Source organism: Aeromonas sp. (assembly GCF_050633025.1).
Lineage (GTDB): Bacteria > Pseudomonadota > Gammaproteobacteria > Enterobacterales > Aeromonadaceae > Aeromonas.
Genome location: NZ_JBODRQ010000017.1, coordinates 1 through 16,343 on the forward strand (window position 1 = coordinate 1; position 16,343 = coordinate 16,343).

Sequence of the window (16,343 nt, forward strand, 5' to 3'; positions counted from 1 at the left end):
GTTGCCCGGCGTAAGGCGAATCGCGTCGGGGGCGAGCACCCGGCTGCTGCCATCCTGTTCAATCAAGATGCCGTAGCGGTTTTCTGGCTCGGTGCGTCCCGATTTGGTGCGCAGGCGAAACAGCATCAGCTCGCGGCCATCGTTCAACTGGAGCGAAAACCAGTCCCAGCCCGATTGCCATTCGGCCAATACCGAGCTGCTCCACTCGTGATCAAACCAGCCTTGTCCGGTGACGATGCGGGTCTCGCCATCGCGAGTCAGGGTGCCGCTCAAATGCAGGCGTGGGTAGGAGTAGTAAAAGGAGGCGTTGCCCGGGCTCTTCTCGCTGTAACCGGCCTTGCCTTGCAGCACCAGCGGTTTGGCGGCAGTGACGGTGAGGTTCAGTTCGCCAATCTTGCTCTGCACCTTGAGGGTGGCGGGGAACAGCGCCGCCCCTTGCGAGGCAAGCCGCCACTCCCTTAGCCAATATTGGCCGCCGTTGGCCCCCGCCAGTCCGGGCCCCTGCCGACTGGCCCGTTCATCTTGCTGGTGGCTGCCACGGTCGAGATCCGTGATGGCAAACTGGGCCAGCCAGAGCTGGGGAGTGAGCCAGGGGTTGCTGGTGCGGAGTTCTTGTTCGATACCCTGGCGAAACAGGGTCCACTGCATGCCATATTCGCGCCCCTGTTCATCCTTGAGGTTGCCGGTGAGATACCACCACTCGGAGCGGTAATCGGGGTGGGCGGCGTGCTCCTCCGGTAATTGAATGGTTTGCCCCGGCTGCACCCTTTTAAAGCTGTCGCTGCCGCCGCCCAGCAGGGCGCCCAGATCGCTGGCCTGCGCGCTGCCGCTTATGGCAATCAGCGGGATCAAGAGGGTGGCGAGCCACAGGAACCGTAAAGAGGACAAGCTTCCCCTCACCCTGGCCCTCTCCCGAAGGGAGAGGGGATGGTTCAATGCCGCACTGTGCTCTTCTCTGCGCTGAAGAAGGGGCGGAGAGAGGGAAGTGGTCAATGGGGTCTTCAAACCATGGCTGAGCCAGTGCGGTAGCCGATATTTCATACCACTTTCCTTGCCGCATACCAGGATGCCAATGCGCCACGTATCAGGTGTGAGAGCCAGCATGCTGGCGTATCTCGCGGTTGTTGGCTCATACCACTCTCCTTGCGGCATACCAGGAGGCGAGAGCCCCGCATACCGGTGCCAGCAACAGGGCGGTGACCGCATGAAGGGGGGCGGCCTCGAAGGCGAGGCGCCAGCCAAAGGCGCGAGGGTTGACCACCTCGATCAGCACCCAGGCAAGGCCATAGCCCACCGGCAAGGCCAGCAGGGCGGTAAGCAGTCCCAATCCCGCCCCTTGCCACACCAGCAGCTGGCGGCAGTGGTGGGGGCTCAAGCCCAGACTCTGCAAGCTCTGCAGCTCGCCACGGCGTGCCAGCCCCAGCACCATAAAGGCCGAGCCGATCCCGACAAAGGCGATGCCGAGGATCAGCAACTTCAATAGCTCGGTCACCACAAAGGTCTGGTCAAACACCTTGAGGGCCGCGCTGTGAATGGCGGGGGCGGAGAGCAGATTGAGCTGCTCGCCAAAGCGCTCGCGCAGGCGGTCTGTCAGCTGTTCGGGGTCGTCGCTAAAGAGGGCGAGGGATTGCACCGCCCCGGCCTCAAAGGCGTGCAGGATCTGCCCCTTGTCGCTGCCGTAGTCCTGATAGACGCCGGTGACGGTGAACTGCCTTGGCCCCTGCTCGCCGCTGATCGCCAATGTCTGGCCCACCTTGACCCCGAGGCGTACCGTCAGCGGTTCGCTCGCCAGCACCTCGTCGGGACGGGTCGGCCAGCGTCCGGCCAGCAGCGGATAGGCCGCTTTAAGCTGGGGGATAAAGTCCATCTGCGCCCACTCGATAGGGTGCCCCTGCCAGCTGGCAGGATGCACCGAGCGGCGCGAGGCGGCGCTCACCAGCGGATTGGCGAGCAGGGTCTTAAGGGTGGTGTCGCTCAAGGTGCCCTTGTTGCCCGCCACCCCCTTGGGGGCAGTGACATAGAGATCGGCGGCCAGACGCTGGCCGAGCCAGATCTCCACGCTGGAGCGAAAGCTCGACACCATGACTCCGATGCCGATGGCCGCGGCGATGGCCAGTTGCAATGCCATCACCGCGATGGCGGTGCGATCGAGATGATAGAGGGTCTCTGCCACCCCGAGTCGGGCCGTGAGGGGGCCACCTGTGCGCCGTCGCAGCCAGCCCAGCAGGCCGCGCAGGGCATCGGGCAGCCAGAGCGCCATGGCCAGCAGCCAGCCGCCGGCGATAAAGAGGGCGCCACTCAGACCCGTTTGCGGCAGCCACAGGCACAGAGCGCACAGCAGCAAGATGGCGATGGCCAGCACGCGCCGTCGCCACGGGTGAGCGGGGGGACGGCTGCTGCCGGCGCGCAGTTCGAGGGGGGATTGGCGCAGCAGTTGCCACCAGCCGGGCAGGTTGGCGGCCAGCGTGCCGAGTAGCCCGATCAACAGCGCCTTGAGCAGGCTCACAGGGGAGAGGCGCAACAGGTCGATGGGGTTGGGCCCATAGAGATCGGCCAGCGCCTGGGTCAGTTGCCCCATCAGCGCCAGCGCCAACAGGCTGCCGAGCAGCACCCCGAGCAGGGTGCCGAGGGTGGCGAGAATAAGTAGCTCCAGAATGAGCCAGCGGAGTACCCGACTCGGCCCCATTCCCAGAATGATCAACTGGGCCAGCTGGGGGCGACGCACGCTCTGCACAAATCGCTGGGCGTTGAACACCAGAAACAGTCCCACCGCCATGGCGAGCAATGAGAGCGCCGTCAGATTGAGGGCCAGTGCATCGCCAAGCTGGCTGGCATCGAGCGCCGGGCTGATGGGCTCAAGCCACAAGGGCTGGTTCGGGTAACGGGTTTGCAGGGTGGCCTGCAGGGTACGAGCCTCGGCGTCACTTAGCTTGAAGATGATGCGATCGAGCCGACCCGCTTTGCCCAGCAGCGGTTGGGCGAGGCCGATGTCGGTTACCAGCAGCCGCTCCATGGGCACTGCGCCCGGTTCAAAGGTGCCTGCCAGCGTCAGGGTCAGGGTTCGGGCGCCATCGCTGCCGCCCAGCACAAAGCGGCGGCTCTGGCCCGCTTGCCAGCCAAGGCGATCTGCCTCGGGGGCCGCCAGCCAGATGCTGTCGGCGCGGTTGAGGGAAAAGTCGGGCTCGCTTGCGGGTTGGGCGCCAAACAGCTGGCGCAGGGGGCCGGGGTTGAAGAGATCCATTCCCAGCAGTTGAAAGCTGCGCCCCTCTTCATCCTTGAGCCAGCCATGGATCTGGGGCATGGCATCGAGGGCGGGCTGGCTGGCCACCAACTGCACATAAAGCTGTTCATCCAGCCCACCAGCGGGGGCCAGCCGGTAGTTGGCTTCCCCTGCCAGCTGGCTGCGGGCGGCGACAAAATTGGTGCGGGCACTGTGATTGAGCAGCTCGATGGCTACCACCAGCGACACTCCCAATACTAGCCCGGCCAGACTCATCAGCAGCAACCAGGGGTGGCTGCGATAAAGGCGCAGCAGCGCTTTGAGTGGCAGCATCAGCGTGCTCCCGGCAGATGCAGTCGCTGTTTAGTCATGGCTGGCCCCCTTGAGCTCGATAAGTTGCCCCCCTTCAAGGCGAAGCACCCTGTCTGCCAGCGCGGCATAGGCGGGGTTGTGGCTCACCAGCAGCAAGCCTGCGCCGGTATCGCGCACCGCCGCCACCATCAACGCCATTACCTGTTCGGCATTGTGCTCATCGAGGCTGCCGGTGGGCTCGTCGGCGAGCAGCCAACCGGGTTGATGGATAAGGGCGCGGGCCAGCGCCACCCGCTGTCGCTGGCCGCCGGAGAGCTGCTCCGGCCAGGCATGGCGCTTGTGGCTCATATCGAGCCGCTGCAGCAACTGGTCAATCTTTGTCTCATCCGGTGGCAGAGCGTTGATGGCTAGAGGCAGGGCCAGATTCTCGGCCACGTTCAGGGTCGGCAGCAGGTTGAAATCCTGATAGACGATACCGAAATGGCGACCCCGCAGGCGCGCCCGCTCGTCGGGGGAGCGGGTGTCGATCCGGGTCTCCCCCAGCCAGATCTCCCCTTCATCCGGTGCAATCAGCCCGGCGATCAGATTGAGCAGGGTCGATTTGCCGCAGCCGCTTTGGCCCAGCAGCAGGGTGATCTCGCCAGCGGGGAGGGCGAGATCGAGATGGTGGAACAGCGGCAGTCGTTCACTGCCGTTATCGAAGCTCTTGCAGAGGTTGCGCAGGGTCAGCATGGGATAACCGTTTGATGGTCAATGGCTTTAATCATGCTTGGTAAGCTAGCATGGACAGCAATGATCAACACCCCTTACGGTTGATCAAGAGTGCCAGTTAGTGATCAAGGCGGCAAAAGAGCAGTGGATCCTCGCTGGATCCCGCTTGCCCGAGGTGGTTAGAATAGAGGCTTCCATGGGTCACAGGATGAGCAAGGATGTTACACAAGCAAGTCAGTTTTATCATCGATAGCAAGGGGAACAAGCAGGCGGCCGTCGTCCCCATCGAGATCTACAACGAGCTGATGACCCTGCAAAAGGCGCTCTCCGACAATCGTCCTGGGGAGCGCGAGCTCTACCACTTCAATGGCAAAGGGGCCGAGGCACACGGTTATCCGGTGGGCAAGCGGCAAAATCCGGGCTTTATGGTGCTGGCCGGTTCCACTGCCAATGGCGAGGATGCAGCCTCTCTGCGCGAGGCGGTGATCGAGCTGCGTTACGAACTGCTGGAGAAGGGGGTCATAGTGCCCCGCAGTCAGGGCGGCTTTGTCTTTACCACCGATCAGCTGTTCAACAGCCCGAGTCTGGCGGCCAGTCTGGTGGCGGGCAATAACCGCAGCGGGCTGGATGCCTGGCAAAACAGCGCGGGGTATACCCTGAAACAGTCCGGTTTTGGCAAGAAGTGACGCATATCGGAGTGGATTGAGGCGAGCCTGATAACGTCCTCTCCCCAAAAAAAGAGCGCCCCCTGTCGCAACAGAGGGGGCGCTCTTTTTATATCCAGCAGAGGGATCAGTGTGCCTTGTGGCCGGTGAGCAGCCAGTAGCTGAAAGCTGAACCGACCCCGCAGCAGGCGATGGCAATGGCCATCGGCAGCGGCGAGTGGGGCGGGTTGAGGTTGACCAGAATGCCGACCAGGGCGCCGATGCCAAAGCGCAGGGTGCCAGCCAGCCCGGAGGCGGTGCCCGCCGCCTGCGGGAAGTGGCCCATCAGGCCGGTCATGGCGTTGGCGCCCACCAGACTGATATGGCCGACAAACAGCACCACCGGAATGACGATGCCCCACAGGCCGCCGGTTTCGCTCCAGGCGTTGTAGACCAGCAGGGCGCCGGCGCAGGGCAGTACCAGCAGGCCGTATTGCAGCATTCGCTCGGCGCCCACCCCTTTCACCAATCGGCTGTTGACGAAGGTCACCACCATCATCAGCAGAATATTGAGGCCAAACAGCCAGCCGTAATGCTCGGTCGGCACCTTGAAATACTCGATATAGACGTAGGGTGAGCCGCTTAAGAAGGCGAACATGCCGGAGCTTGAGAGGGAGCCGCACAGCACATAGCCCATGGCGCCGCGATGGGAGAGCACACCCCAGTAGTTCTTGAGGATCTGGCCGATCTTGAGCGGCTGACGGTGCTCGGGTTTCAGGGTTTCCTCGATTTTCCACTGCATCACCAGACAGATGAGCAGACTGATCGCCACCAGCAGCCAGAAGATCACCCGCCAGTCGGCATGGGCGCTGATATAGCCGCCCACCACAGGCGCCACCAGCGGCGCCAGCGTCATCACCAGAATGACGAACGACATGGCGCGAGAAAACGCATCCTTCTCGAATAGGTCGCGCAGCAGGGCATTGACCACCACAGAGCCTGCCGCCCCGCCAGCCGCCTGCAACATGCGCCAGGCCAGCAGCTCGGGCAAGGAGTCGGCCATGGCGCAGCCTATCGAGGCGATGGCAAACATGATGAGCCCCGCCAGGATCACCGGCTTGCGGCCATAGCTGTCGGCCAGTGGGCCGTAGAAGAGCTGACCGATGGCAAAGCCGCCCAAAAAGGCGCTGATGGTGAGCTGGGCACCGTCGATGCTGGTGGCCAGATCCCGGGCAATAGCCGGAATGGCCGGCAGATACATGTCTACTGCCAGCGGGGTCAGTCCTGCCAGCGCACCCAGCAGAATAAAGAGTAAACGGGGGGATAGAGCGGAGGCCTGAGCCGGTGGCGATGGGGGCATAGAATATCCGCAGGTGAACCTTGGTTGAAAAAGGGAGAAGGGCGAGTCTATCAGGTTTGCCCCCGCTCGGCATGACGTTCCTGCCCCCTCAAAAGGGGAGGTGCCCGGCCGCTCAGCCACCTTGGGGATCACGCTTGCGGTCATGTCGGCGTACTGCGCGGATTACCCCCCCCAGCCAGAGCAGCCAGGCCAGCAACGAGATGGCGTAACCGAGCCGCTCCGGCCAGCGGGCGGTGAGGGTAAAGGTGAGGCTGTGTTGTCCGGCGGGCACCCAGACCTGCACCAGCCCGTTGCGGGTGCTGCTGACGCTCAGCGGCAGGCGCTGGTCGAGTCTTGCCTGCCAACCCGGGTAATCAAACTGGTGCAGGACCAGCTTGGCGGGGGCCGGGGCATCCACCGTCAATTCGATATGACGAGGCTGCCAGCGCTGGATCTGCCAGTTTACCCCCTGATGGTCGCTGGTGATGGCGGGCTGGAATTCCTCTTTCCAGGCCAGCAGGGTGGGGGCAAACATACCGCGTGGCACCTGCTTTGGTCGGTATTCGCGGGCGCTGCGCTTGCTGTCGAACTCCCCGTCGAGCTGACTCTTTACGGGAGCCTGGGTGAGCGGCGCCTCGCGTACATAGAGTCCTTGCGACAGCAGGGTGAGGGTAAGCAGTAGCCACCAGACCCACTGCCATGGGCGATAGGTGGGGGTACCCAGCGCCACCACGGCGACGGTAGCGATGACCAGCAGCAGATTGAGGCGCCAGGGAAATTGCACCAGTTGCAACGGCGTGAGCAGGCGCCACAGGGCCTCGCTTGGTGGCAGCATCATCAAAAAGCTCAGGGTGCCAATGACCCCCCAGAGCAGCAACTCGGGATGGCGCGGCTCGCGGGCGGCAGCCCAAGCTACCAGCAGCAGACCCAGGGTGAGCAGCGTCAGCCAGGCGAGATGGCCGCGAAAGCGCCAGTCATCACGGCTTTGGGGCAAACGATCGAGAAAGTTGCGCTGAAATTCGAACATGCCGGTGCGCATCTGCTCCATGGAGATCCCCCCCTGATCCAGCAGGGCGGGCAGCAGCAACAGGCTGGCCATCGCCAATCCCCAGAGCTGACCCAGCAGGGTGCCAATGAGCGGGGAGGCGGTGACAGGGGCACTGACGAGCGCTGTGCTCCCCTTGTAGCGCCAGACCAGCAGCAGGCTGCGCAGGGTGAGCAAGCCCAGAATGAGCAGGGTGCTTGGTAGATGGGAAAGCGTCAGCATGGAGACGGCCAGTGCGAGCAGCAGCAGGGCAAAGGGGGCGCCGCGGCAGAGGCGATCCTGCGCCAGCAGAGCCAGCGGCGCCCAGACGAAGGCCCAGCTCTCCGCCAGGGCAAAGCGGGCGTAGATATCGATGGCCAGATGATAGGGCAGCGCCATATAGAGCAAACTGGCCGCCAGCGCCCGTCCGTGGCCTGCAAAGGGGCGCAACCAGAGATAGGCAAACAGGCCGGAGAGCCAGAGTGCCATGCTGCTGCTCCAGAGCAGCGGCGTCATCGCCTCGTGGGCCAGCGGGGTGGGGCCGGCGAACAGGGCGCTCACATAGTAGGGCAGGGGGGGATAGAAGAAAAAGACCGGGCTGCCGAAGGCGCCGTTCATCTCCATCAACCAGCGCGGATAGAGCTCTCCTTGCCACAGTTGCACGGCAAAGAAGTGACCGGAGAGCAGATGGTGAAACAGATCATGGCCCTGACTGCCGCCGCGCAGCCAGAATGGCAGCAACAGGAGAACACAGGCCCCGGTCAGCACCGACAAAACCCACAGCCACTCTCTGGTTACACGCATAAGGAGACTCGTCTGTTATGGATGCGCAGTGAGTGTAACCGACTTACTTCCCTATTTTTTGCTCATTAGGCTGTTTTTTTATGCTTCTATTGTGTTTTTTGTTATTTGCGCGTTAGCTGTATACGGTAAAGAAATGGCGAGTCAGAGGTCGGGCTGCGTGTTCCGGCCCCTCTGGTTACCAGCACTGCATAAAGAGTGGAATCTGTGACCGGAGGGGGCCGGGGGAATACCAGACAACAGGCTTAGCTTGAAACAATGAGGAGATTTGCCTTTCAACGCGTAACTGGGACATTGCCATGAAAAAAGCCCAGCCAAAAGGCTGGGCTTTAGAATTTGGCTCCCTCGACAGGACTTGAACCTGTGACATACGGATTAACAGTCCGCCGTTCTACCGACTGAACTACGAGGGAATTGGCTCCTCCTACTGGACTTGAACCAGTGACATACGGATTAACAGTCCGCCGTTCTACCGACTGAACTAAGGAGGAATTGCCTGTCTCGTTAAGACGGGCGAATAGTAATGAGCAAGAAGACGGGTGTCAACCCGCGAATTTCCCGAAAACCGGATTTTCAGACTGTTTGCCCAAAAGTTGCGCTTTGCGGTTTATTTTCAGCACAATCAGTCCCTTGCCATCACCTTGGCCAACTGATGCCGGGGACATTGGTTTGGTTCGTATCAACCTGATGATGCCAGAATGATGTCGTGAACGTGCTGGCAAGCCAACAAGGCTCAAGTGGTGATCTTTGCAGCTAAATGGGGGAGAGCTGAAGTCAAAATCGGCGATTTGGTGGCAAATAGGCCAAATAATGGGCAAGGGTGCGTTTCATTGATCCTGCCCATCGAAAAAGTGGCCTGTCTGGAGTAAGGTTACGCCGGATACCATCGCCGCGTCGACAGCCCTGCCGGCCCTTGATGATGATCGGGCGCCGGATTTATCCGGCCTTTATCTCCCTCTTCTGGTATTACGATATACATGCACAAGCAAGCCTCTTTAAATAGCGTGAAGCTCGCCATAGCCTTACGCCAGTCCTGTATTGATGAACCCTACAGCATGGCCCGCTTCGGCCGAGATCTCATTGCCGGTGTGACGGTGGGCATCATCGCTATCCCGCTTGCCATGGCGCTGGCCATCGCCAGTGGTGTGCCGCCGCAACATGGTCTCTATACCGCTATCATCGCCGGTATTGTGATCGCCGTGACTGGTGGTTCCCGTTATTCAGTTTCCGGCCCGACCGCCGCCTTTGTGGTGATCCTCTATCCGGTTGCCCAGCAGTTCGGAGTCGGCGGTCTGTTGATGGCGACGCTCATCTCTGGCCTCTTTCTGGTGGCGATGGGGATGGCCCGTCTTGGCCGCCTTATCGAGTACATTCCCCCGTCAGTGACACTGGGTTTTACCGGTGGTATCGCCATCGTGATCGCCACCTTGCAAATCAAGGATTTTTTTGGTCTGAGCGTGCCCGAGATGCCGGAAACCTATCTGGGCAAGGTCGAGGCGCTGGCCGCCGCCCTGCCAAGCTGGCAGTGGGGCGATACCCTGGTGGGGGTCGCTACACTGGCCGTGCTGCTGCTCTGGCCGCGCCTGCGCCTGCCCGTGCCCGGCCACTTGCCCGCGGTGTTGGTCGGGGTGGGTCTGGGTTGTGGCCTCCATTACTTCGGGGTGGATGTGGCCACCATCGGCAGCAAGTTCAGTTATACCCTGGCCGATGGCACCCAGGGGATGGGGATCCCTCCCATCGCGCCAACCCTGGTGATGCCCTGGGCCTTGCCAGGTCCGGATGGCGCCCCGGTGGTGTGGGATCTTGCCGCCCTTGAGCGGCTGCTGCCTGCCGCCTTCTCCATGGCGATGCTGGGGGCGATCGAGTCGCTGCTCTGTGCCGTGGTGCTCGATGGCATGACCGGTCGTAAACACAGCTCCAATGCCGAGCTGGTGGGGCAGGGGCTTGGCAACATCTTTGCACCCTTCTTTGGCGGTATTACCGCTACCGCCGCCATAGCCCGCTCTGCCGCCAACGTGCGTTCCGGCGCTACGTCCCCCATCTCGGGGGTCGTTCATGCGCTGGTGGTGCTGGCCGCCATTCTGGTGCTGGCCCCCTGGCTCTCCTGGTTGCCGCTCTCGGCCATGGCTGCCTTGCTGCTCATCGTGGCCTGGAACATGAGTGAAGCGCACAAGGTGGTGGAGCTGATCCGTCGCGCGCCCAAATACGATGTGCTGGTGCTGCTGGTTTGCCTGTCACTCACCGTCATTTTCGACATGGTCATCGCCATCACCTTCGGGGTGATCCTGGCCTCCCTGCTCTTTATGCGTGAAATCGCCAAGATGACCAAACTGCACGATTTGGCCGAGCATAAGCGCTATGCCCATGAGGTGCCGGACAACGGCCTGCTCTACAAGATCAACGGCCCGCTCTTTTTCGCTGCGGCTGAACGGGTCTTTGCCGAGCTGGAAGCGCAAGTGAAAGGGCACAAAATGCTGGTGTTGCAGATGGAGGCGGTCTCCATCCTCGATGCGGGCGGTCTGTCTGCCTTCCTCCACTTTGGCAAGCAGATGGCCAAGGTCGGGGTCGAGTTGCGGGTGGCCGAGTTGCAGTTCCAACCGCTCAAGACCCTGGCGCGCGCCAAGGTGCGGCCGCAGCCCGGCAAGCTGGAATTCTACGGCTCGCTGGAAGAGGCGCTCAAAGGTGAACATTTGCACGAAGCGGCAGTAAATTGATTGAAAGGGATACGAAACGGCATGTTTTTGGTCACTTGGTTCGGATATTGAGCAAACGAACGCAAAAAGTAAAAAATTGCATTGACCAAAAGCCATCGTATCCCTTACATTACGCCCCGCCGCTGCGGCATGGTTCGCCAGCGAATGTGCAGCTCAAGCACATAAAGCAGTGAGCAAAAATTTGGTGAGGTGTCCGAGTGGCTGAAGGAGCACGCCTGGAAAGTGTGTATACGGCAACGTATCGAGGGTTCGAATCCCTCCCTCACCGCCACATTGCAAAGCCCTGATGGAAACATCAGGGCTTTTGTTTTATGGCGCAATCCCGAGCGGTTGTCAGCATAGGACTGCAAACCCTCATTGTTGATAGCCCCGCATCTGGCTGAACCGCTTGTGCAATAGCAGTGAAATGCCTCGGTGACCTTGACGCCACGGCCAATCCATTGGTCGCTCCTTTTAAAATTTCCGCCCAATTCAGTAAAAGGCCTCTCGCAAGAGAGGCCCTTTTCATTGCTCGCTGATTTGCCCTGCTCGGTACTTAAAAGGCATTCCGTGGTGATACGGGTTAATGCTCTACAGGCTGCGGATCCGTGGGCCGGTTCAGATGCTTGGTGATGGCCTGATAGAGCACCGGGTAATCATCCTCAAAGTGGTGGCCACCCGGCAGGGTGACGGTCGTGACGTTGGGTTGGTTGAGACGGGGGCAGAGGCGGTCGTCGTCATCGTCATCGGCACCTTGCAGGCAGACCATCGGCAGATCCCGGATGGTTTTCACCTGCGGTTCGGTCGGATAGCTGCGCGCCTTGTGGGTCAGCATGTCGCTGACGTGGATCTCGAAGTCCGAGCTGGTGGAGGGGGAGAGCATTACGGCCCCGACCAGTCCCTGACGATAGTGCTCCGGCAACCGGTTGATGACGAAGGGGACAATCTCGGCACCAAACGAGAAGCCCACCAGCAGCCAGCGGGGGTGCTGCCAGCGAGTCTGGTAATCATCGAGGATCCGCTCCAGATCGGCGGTCACCTGCTCCGGGGTTTTCTTCTTCCAGTAGTAGGTGAGGGAGCTCCAGCCCAGGACCGGCATGCCGTGCAGCTGAAACTGGGCGCTCAACCCCTTGTCGAGGGCCGCCCAGCCACCGTCGCCGCTGAGAAAGATCACCATGGGGGCGTCGGATGGCTGCTTGACCGGCAGCTCAATCAGGCTCAGGTCGTCCTTGACCGGGGCGGCGTGCGCCGCAAAAGATGCAACGGGCAGTACGAGACTGAGTAACAGCAATATCAAGGCTCTCATTGGCCATGCTCCTATTTCTTGATCAGCCCCAGCGGGCCGCGGCTAATCAGGGTGATCAGGTGAGTCAGGGTTCTGGGCAGTACCAGCTTGCTGCTGCAGAGCAGGTAGCGGGGTTCCCAGCGGGGCGAAAATTTCTCCTTGTAGCGTCTGAGCCCCTGAAAGTTGTAAAAACGGCTGCCACGCACAAACAGGGTATTGCCAAGGCGGGCCCAGTAGCTGTTGAGCGGATGATCGTTGAAGCCGGACATGGGGGCCATCCCCAGATTGAAGCTGGCGTACCCTTGCGCCTTGCCCCACAGCAGCAGTTCGACAAAGAGAAAATCCATGATGGGGGCGGTGCCGGTATCCAGGCTGTAGCGCATCAGATCGATGGAGAGCATCTCCTTGTTATCGCTCACCCAGAGGTTGGCAAAGCCGACGATCTGCCCCTCGAGCCACACCAGCGCAGCCGGGCTCAAGGTCAGGTAGTCTGGCTCGAAGCGGCCGACCGAGAAGCCCTTCTCCTTGCCCATCTTGCTCTGCAGCCAGGTATCGGAGACGGTCTGCAATCTGGGCAGCAGGGGGGCCACAGCGCTTGCCTCGACCACCTCGAAGGTCAACCCTTTCCGTTTGCCCTTGGCGTGGCTCTGACGCAGGTTGCGCAGCCGGCTGCCCGCCAGATCGAAGGTAGCCAGATCGACCATCGCCTCTTCACCAAGCTTGAAGGGGATCAGCCCCAACTCCAGATAGAGCGGCAGATAGCGGGCCGAGACCTGATAGAAAACCGGATTGGCGTCGTGCTCGTCGCACCGCTCGCGAAATTGCCAGAGCAGCTCTTCGATCTGCTCCGGGCGACCGACCGGATCCCCCATCACAATCCAACTGCTGCCCTCGATGCCATACATCAGGAAGGCGTCGCCGGCGGGGTGGAACAACAGGGACTTGTCCTGCAGCTGGGCCAGATAACCGTGGATCCCCCCTTCGCGCACCACCAGCTCGTGAGCGCGCGCCAGCGTCTCCTTGTCCGGCTTTTCACCGACCACGCGCAGCGGCGCAAGCAATTGGGCAACCCCGGCCACGGCCAGCACGGCCAGCACGGCCACCACGCTCCCCATGGCGCGCAGGCCGCGGGCAGCCCCGCCGTGGGGTGAGACGTGGAACCAGAGGGCGTGGTCATACTCCACCTGACGGTAGGAGAAGAGCAGCAGCCACAGGGCTCCCAGCAGTACGGCGCCGACTGAAATGAGCCAGCCCAGGGTGTACTGGGGATAGAGCAGCGACCCCTTGCGATAGAAGAGAGAGCGGCAGGGGGTCATGATGAGCAGGAAGCTGCCGAGCAGCAGGGCTGACTCCCAGTCCCCCCCTTTGAGCAGGGAGAAGGCGATACCCAGAGCCAGCAGCAGCTGGGTGATGCGAAACGCGGCGTCATGACGGCGATAGAGGCTGCGCGCCAGCAGGATCAGGAGGATACCGCTCACGCTGCCGAGCACGTGGGAGAGCTCGAGCAGATGGAGCGGCAGCACCTGCAGCCACACTTCGATGTGGCTGCGCATGGTCGGGATCATGCCCGAGCAGAGCAGCAGGCTACCGGCGGCGAAGGTGCCGACGCTGATAAGGGCGGGCAGAAACTCCTGAATGGCGCTCATGATCCCCTGCAACCGTTGCCAGCGAGCCTTCTGCTGCAACATCTCCTGACTGGTAAAGAGCAGCAGGGCGCAGAGGAATGGCAGCACGTAATCGATGCAGCGGTAGAGCAGCAGCGAGGCGAGCAGCTTGTCGGCCGGCAGGTAGTGGGCCAGCAGCAGGCTCATGCTCGCTTCGAACACCCCGATCCCGCCCGGCACGTGGGCCAGCACCCCGAGGAAGCTGGCCAGCACGAAGGCACTGAGCAGCACGGGGTAGGGGACGCTATCTGCAGGCAACAGCACAAACAGCACTGCGGCGGCGGCCATCCAGTCTGCCAGGGCGACCAACAGTTGCAACAGACGTATCCGAAAGCCCGGCAGGGTCAGGGTGTGTTTCCGCCAGGAGAGACAGTGTGTAGGCCAGCAGAGGTAGCTGGCCACCAACAGCAGAGCCATGACGCCCGCCAGCCTGAGCAGGGTATCTGCCCACTGCGGCCAGTCAGGCAGCAGCTGTGATACATCGCAGGTCAGTAGGGCGCCACCTCCCCACGCCAGCAGGCCGAGGAAAAAGGTGATGGAGCAGAACAGCACCACTCGGGCTACCTCACCGGTCGCCAGACCGAGGGCTGAGTAGAGCCGATAGCGTACCGAGGTGCCGGTCAGCAGGGCAAATCCCAGGGTGTTGGAGAAGGTGTAGGCGATAAAGGAGGTGATGCTGACCTGTTGCCAGGGAAGGCGCTTGCCCAGCGCATGGAGCGCCAGCATGTCATAGCTGCAGAGGCAACCATAACTGAGCAGGGTCAGCCACAGGGCGCCCGCCAGTCGCGGCAGGGGTTGGGACCAGATGGCCAGACGAATATCGTGCCAGTGCCATGCCTGAGTCAGGTGATACAGCACGGTCAGTGCGGTGCCGAGCAGCAGCAAGCTGCACAAGGGGCCTAGCCATTTAAGCAGATGACGCCACATGCCATGTTCCTGTGGTCATTGACCGTTTCCCGCAAAGGGGGAGCCGGGTCGTGGATCCGGTTTGGACGAGGGAGGCGCTCGTCAGGAAAATTTCGGGAAGAGATGGAAAGGGAGGCGTCAGCCTCCCTCTGTGCTATCCAGTGACCGGTTGGATCACTTGGTTTTCGGTGCGACTTTGACGGCAGGGGTTTTAGCGTGGGTGGCTTTATGGTGTTTTTTCACCACCTTGGTCTGGGTCGCCTGCGGTGTGGCTGTCTTGGTCGGGGTGGCCGCCATGGTGAAACCGGAAGTGAGGGCGAAGACGGCAGCCAGGGTCAGAGGAATGATCTTTTTCATGTTCAATTTCCTTATTCGGGTTGATGTTATGGAGCGCTCTCCATGACAGTCATCCTATGACGGTTGCAGCGGCCCTTCAGTGAGCGGTTGGTGACGGTTTGTATCCAAATGTACAGGCAGGGTGAGGCAGAAGCGGGCTCCCTTGCCGGCGGGAAGCAATGCCACATCACCACCATGGTGGAGCGCTATGCTGCGCACAATGGCAAGCCCCAGCCCAGTGCCGCCGGTGCGACGATCCCTGCTCTGATCAAGGCGCACGAATGGTTCGAAGATCTGGGACGCCAGCGCCGGATCGATTCCCGGCCCATCGTCGCTCACCTCCAGCAGATAGTTCTCCTGTAGCCGCGAGATGGAGAGGGTAACCTCGCTCTCGGCGTAGCGCAGAGCATTGCCGATCAGGTTCTCCACCGCGCGCGTCAGCAGACGCTGATCGCCGCACCAGGGCATGTGACGTGGCGGCAGATCGAGGGTGAGCTTCTTTTCGGGGGCCAGCGCTTGCCAGTCGCCGAGATGCGCTTGTGCCCAGTGGCTGAGTTCAAGCTCGTCCCGTTGCAACGGCAGCTCCGGCCTGTCCAGCTTGGCGTAGGTGAGCATCTCTTCGATCAGAGCGTCCAGCGCTCCCAGATCTCGCTCCAGCGCCTGCTGCTCCTGCTCGGCAGGGGCAGGATCGAGCATGGCAAGCCGATAGCGCAACCGGACCAGCGGGGTGCGCAACTCGTGGGCGATGGCATCGGTCAGTTGCTTGCGGCTGGCAATCATGGCCTGCAATTGGGTCGCCATTTGATCGAAGGTGCGTCCCACCCGGGCCAGACTGCTGCCCGGTGGCAGATTGGTTCGGCAGGAGAGATCCCCATCACCTACGCGACGTGCGGTTTGCTCCAACTGTTGCAAGCCGCGCCAGTGGGGACGCAGCCACAGAAGGATGGGTAGGCCGAGAGAGAGGCCGATCACCAGCAGCAGTCCCACATCGACCCAGTGCAGCTCGTGCAGGTAGGAGAGATAGGGAACCGGGCCGACAATCAGCACCCGATCGGTATCGGGGATGCGCTGCAGGAAGGTGTCATCTTCCTCGACGATGACAATATTGCCAGCGGCCAGAAAGGCCTGATCCTCGCTGGCCAGGGGCTGGCGCACCAGCTCGCCGATCTTGAGGGGGAGGGTAAACTGACTGCTCTGCTCGGCCAGTCGATCGGGCCAGCGCTCTGGCGGGGTTCTTGCCAACTCGCCGGTCAACAGGCCAAGAGAGCCCTGCATCATGCGTTCGAGATAGCGATCACCCGCCCGTTCGGCGGTCACCTGATAGACCACGCCAACCAGCAGGATGGCCAGGGTGAAGCAGCCGATCAGCAACAGATAGAACTGGATAAAGAGACGGCGCATGGCGGTG

11 protein-coding genes and 3 tRNA genes are annotated in these 16,343 nt (G+C 61.7%); 3 read left to right on the forward strand and 11 right to left on the reverse strand.

Annotation, left to right across the window (positions count from 1 at the left end; translation table 11 throughout):
* From ACRAUW_RS04115 to ACRAUW_RS04125, 3 genes are all read right to left on the reverse strand, one after another.
* A partial coding sequence (locus tag ACRAUW_RS04115) for a lipocalin-like domain-containing protein (RefSeq protein WP_431361301.1) occupies window positions 1–852 on the reverse strand: 852 nt, incomplete at its 3' end.
* Between the two features lie 277 nt (window positions 853–1,129).
* Window positions 1,130–3,553 carry an FtsX-like permease family protein gene (locus ACRAUW_RS04120; protein ID WP_431361278.1) on the reverse strand — a complete coding sequence of 808 codons (2,424 nt, stop codon included), beginning with the start codon at window positions 3,551–3,553 and terminating at the stop codon, window positions 1,130–1,132.
* A 30-nt stretch (window positions 3,554–3,583) separates the two neighbouring features.
* A complete protein-coding gene (locus tag ACRAUW_RS04125; RefSeq protein WP_431361279.1) occupies window positions 3,584–4,264 on the reverse strand; it encodes an ABC transporter ATP-binding protein in 681 nt (226 codons plus the stop codon).
* 197 nt (window positions 4,265–4,461) lie between these two features.
* Here ACRAUW_RS04125 and ACRAUW_RS04130 point away from each other — a divergent pair, with 197 nt between their 5' ends.
* Window positions 4,462–4,929, forward strand: coding sequence for a DUF4357 domain-containing protein (locus ACRAUW_RS04130; RefSeq protein ID WP_431361280.1), 468 nt, complete (start codon window positions 4,462–4,464; stop codon window positions 4,927–4,929).
* A 106-nt stretch (window positions 4,930–5,035) separates the two neighbouring features.
* Here the strand turns inward: ACRAUW_RS04130 and ACRAUW_RS04135 are convergent, their stop codons facing one another.
* The 4 genes from ACRAUW_RS04135 to ACRAUW_RS04150 all read right to left on the reverse strand — a co-directional run bounded on the left by ACRAUW_RS04135 (window position 5,036) and on the right by ACRAUW_RS04150 (window position 8,542).
* Window positions 5,036–6,247 carry a Bcr/CflA family multidrug efflux MFS transporter gene (locus ACRAUW_RS04135; protein ID WP_431361281.1) on the reverse strand — a complete coding sequence of 404 codons (1,212 nt, stop codon included), beginning with the start codon at window positions 6,245–6,247 and terminating at the stop codon, window positions 5,036–5,038.
* A 112-nt stretch (window positions 6,248–6,359) separates the two neighbouring features.
* Window positions 6,360–8,054, reverse strand: a complete 1,695-nt coding sequence (locus ACRAUW_RS04140; protein ID WP_431361282.1) for a hypothetical protein — start codon at window positions 8,052–8,054, stop codon at window positions 6,360–6,362.
* A 334-nt stretch (window positions 8,055–8,388) separates the two neighbouring features.
* Window positions 8,389–8,464: transfer RNA gene (locus tag ACRAUW_RS04145), tRNA-Asn, on the reverse strand.
* A gap of 2 nt (window positions 8,465–8,466) precedes the next feature.
* Window positions 8,467–8,542 (reverse strand) — tRNA-Asn (locus ACRAUW_RS04150).
* A 486-nt stretch (window positions 8,543–9,028) separates the two neighbouring features.
* Between ACRAUW_RS04150 and dauA the strand changes: the two genes are divergently transcribed.
* Together dauA and ACRAUW_RS04160 are read left to right on the forward strand one after the other, a co-directional pair.
* On the forward strand, window positions 9,029–10,765 hold the full coding sequence (gene dauA, locus ACRAUW_RS04155) for a C4-dicarboxylic acid transporter DauA (RefSeq protein WP_431361283.1): 1,737 nt from the start codon (window positions 9,029–9,031) through the stop codon (window positions 10,763–10,765).
* 183 nt (window positions 10,766–10,948) lie between these two features.
* Window positions 10,949–11,036: transfer RNA gene (locus ACRAUW_RS04160), tRNA-Ser, on the forward strand.
* Window positions 11,037–11,327: 291 nt separating this feature from the next.
* Here ACRAUW_RS04160 and ACRAUW_RS04165 read toward each other — a convergent pair.
* From ACRAUW_RS04165 to rstB, 4 genes are all read right to left on the reverse strand, one after another.
* A complete protein-coding gene (locus ACRAUW_RS04165) occupies window positions 11,328–12,050 on the reverse strand; it encodes an AcvB/VirJ family lysyl-phosphatidylglycerol hydrolase (protein ID WP_431361284.1) in 723 nt (240 codons plus the stop codon).
* 11 nt (window positions 12,051–12,061) lie between these two features.
* Window positions 12,062–14,620, reverse strand: coding sequence for a bifunctional lysylphosphatidylglycerol flippase/synthetase MprF (gene mprF, locus ACRAUW_RS04170; protein ID WP_431361285.1), 2,559 nt, complete (start codon window positions 14,618–14,620; stop codon window positions 12,062–12,064).
* A 153-nt stretch (window positions 14,621–14,773) separates the two neighbouring features.
* Window positions 14,774–14,956 (reverse strand): hypothetical protein, encoded by a 183-nt coding sequence (locus ACRAUW_RS04175; protein ID WP_005337116.1) that lies wholly within the window; start codon window positions 14,954–14,956, stop codon window positions 14,774–14,776.
* A 54-nt stretch (window positions 14,957–15,010) separates the two neighbouring features.
* Window positions 15,011–16,336, reverse strand: a complete 1,326-nt coding sequence (gene rstB, locus ACRAUW_RS04180) for a two-component system sensor histidine kinase RstB (protein WP_431361286.1) — start codon at window positions 16,334–16,336, stop codon at window positions 15,011–15,013.
* Between the last annotated feature and the right edge of the window lie 7 nt (window positions 16,337–16,343).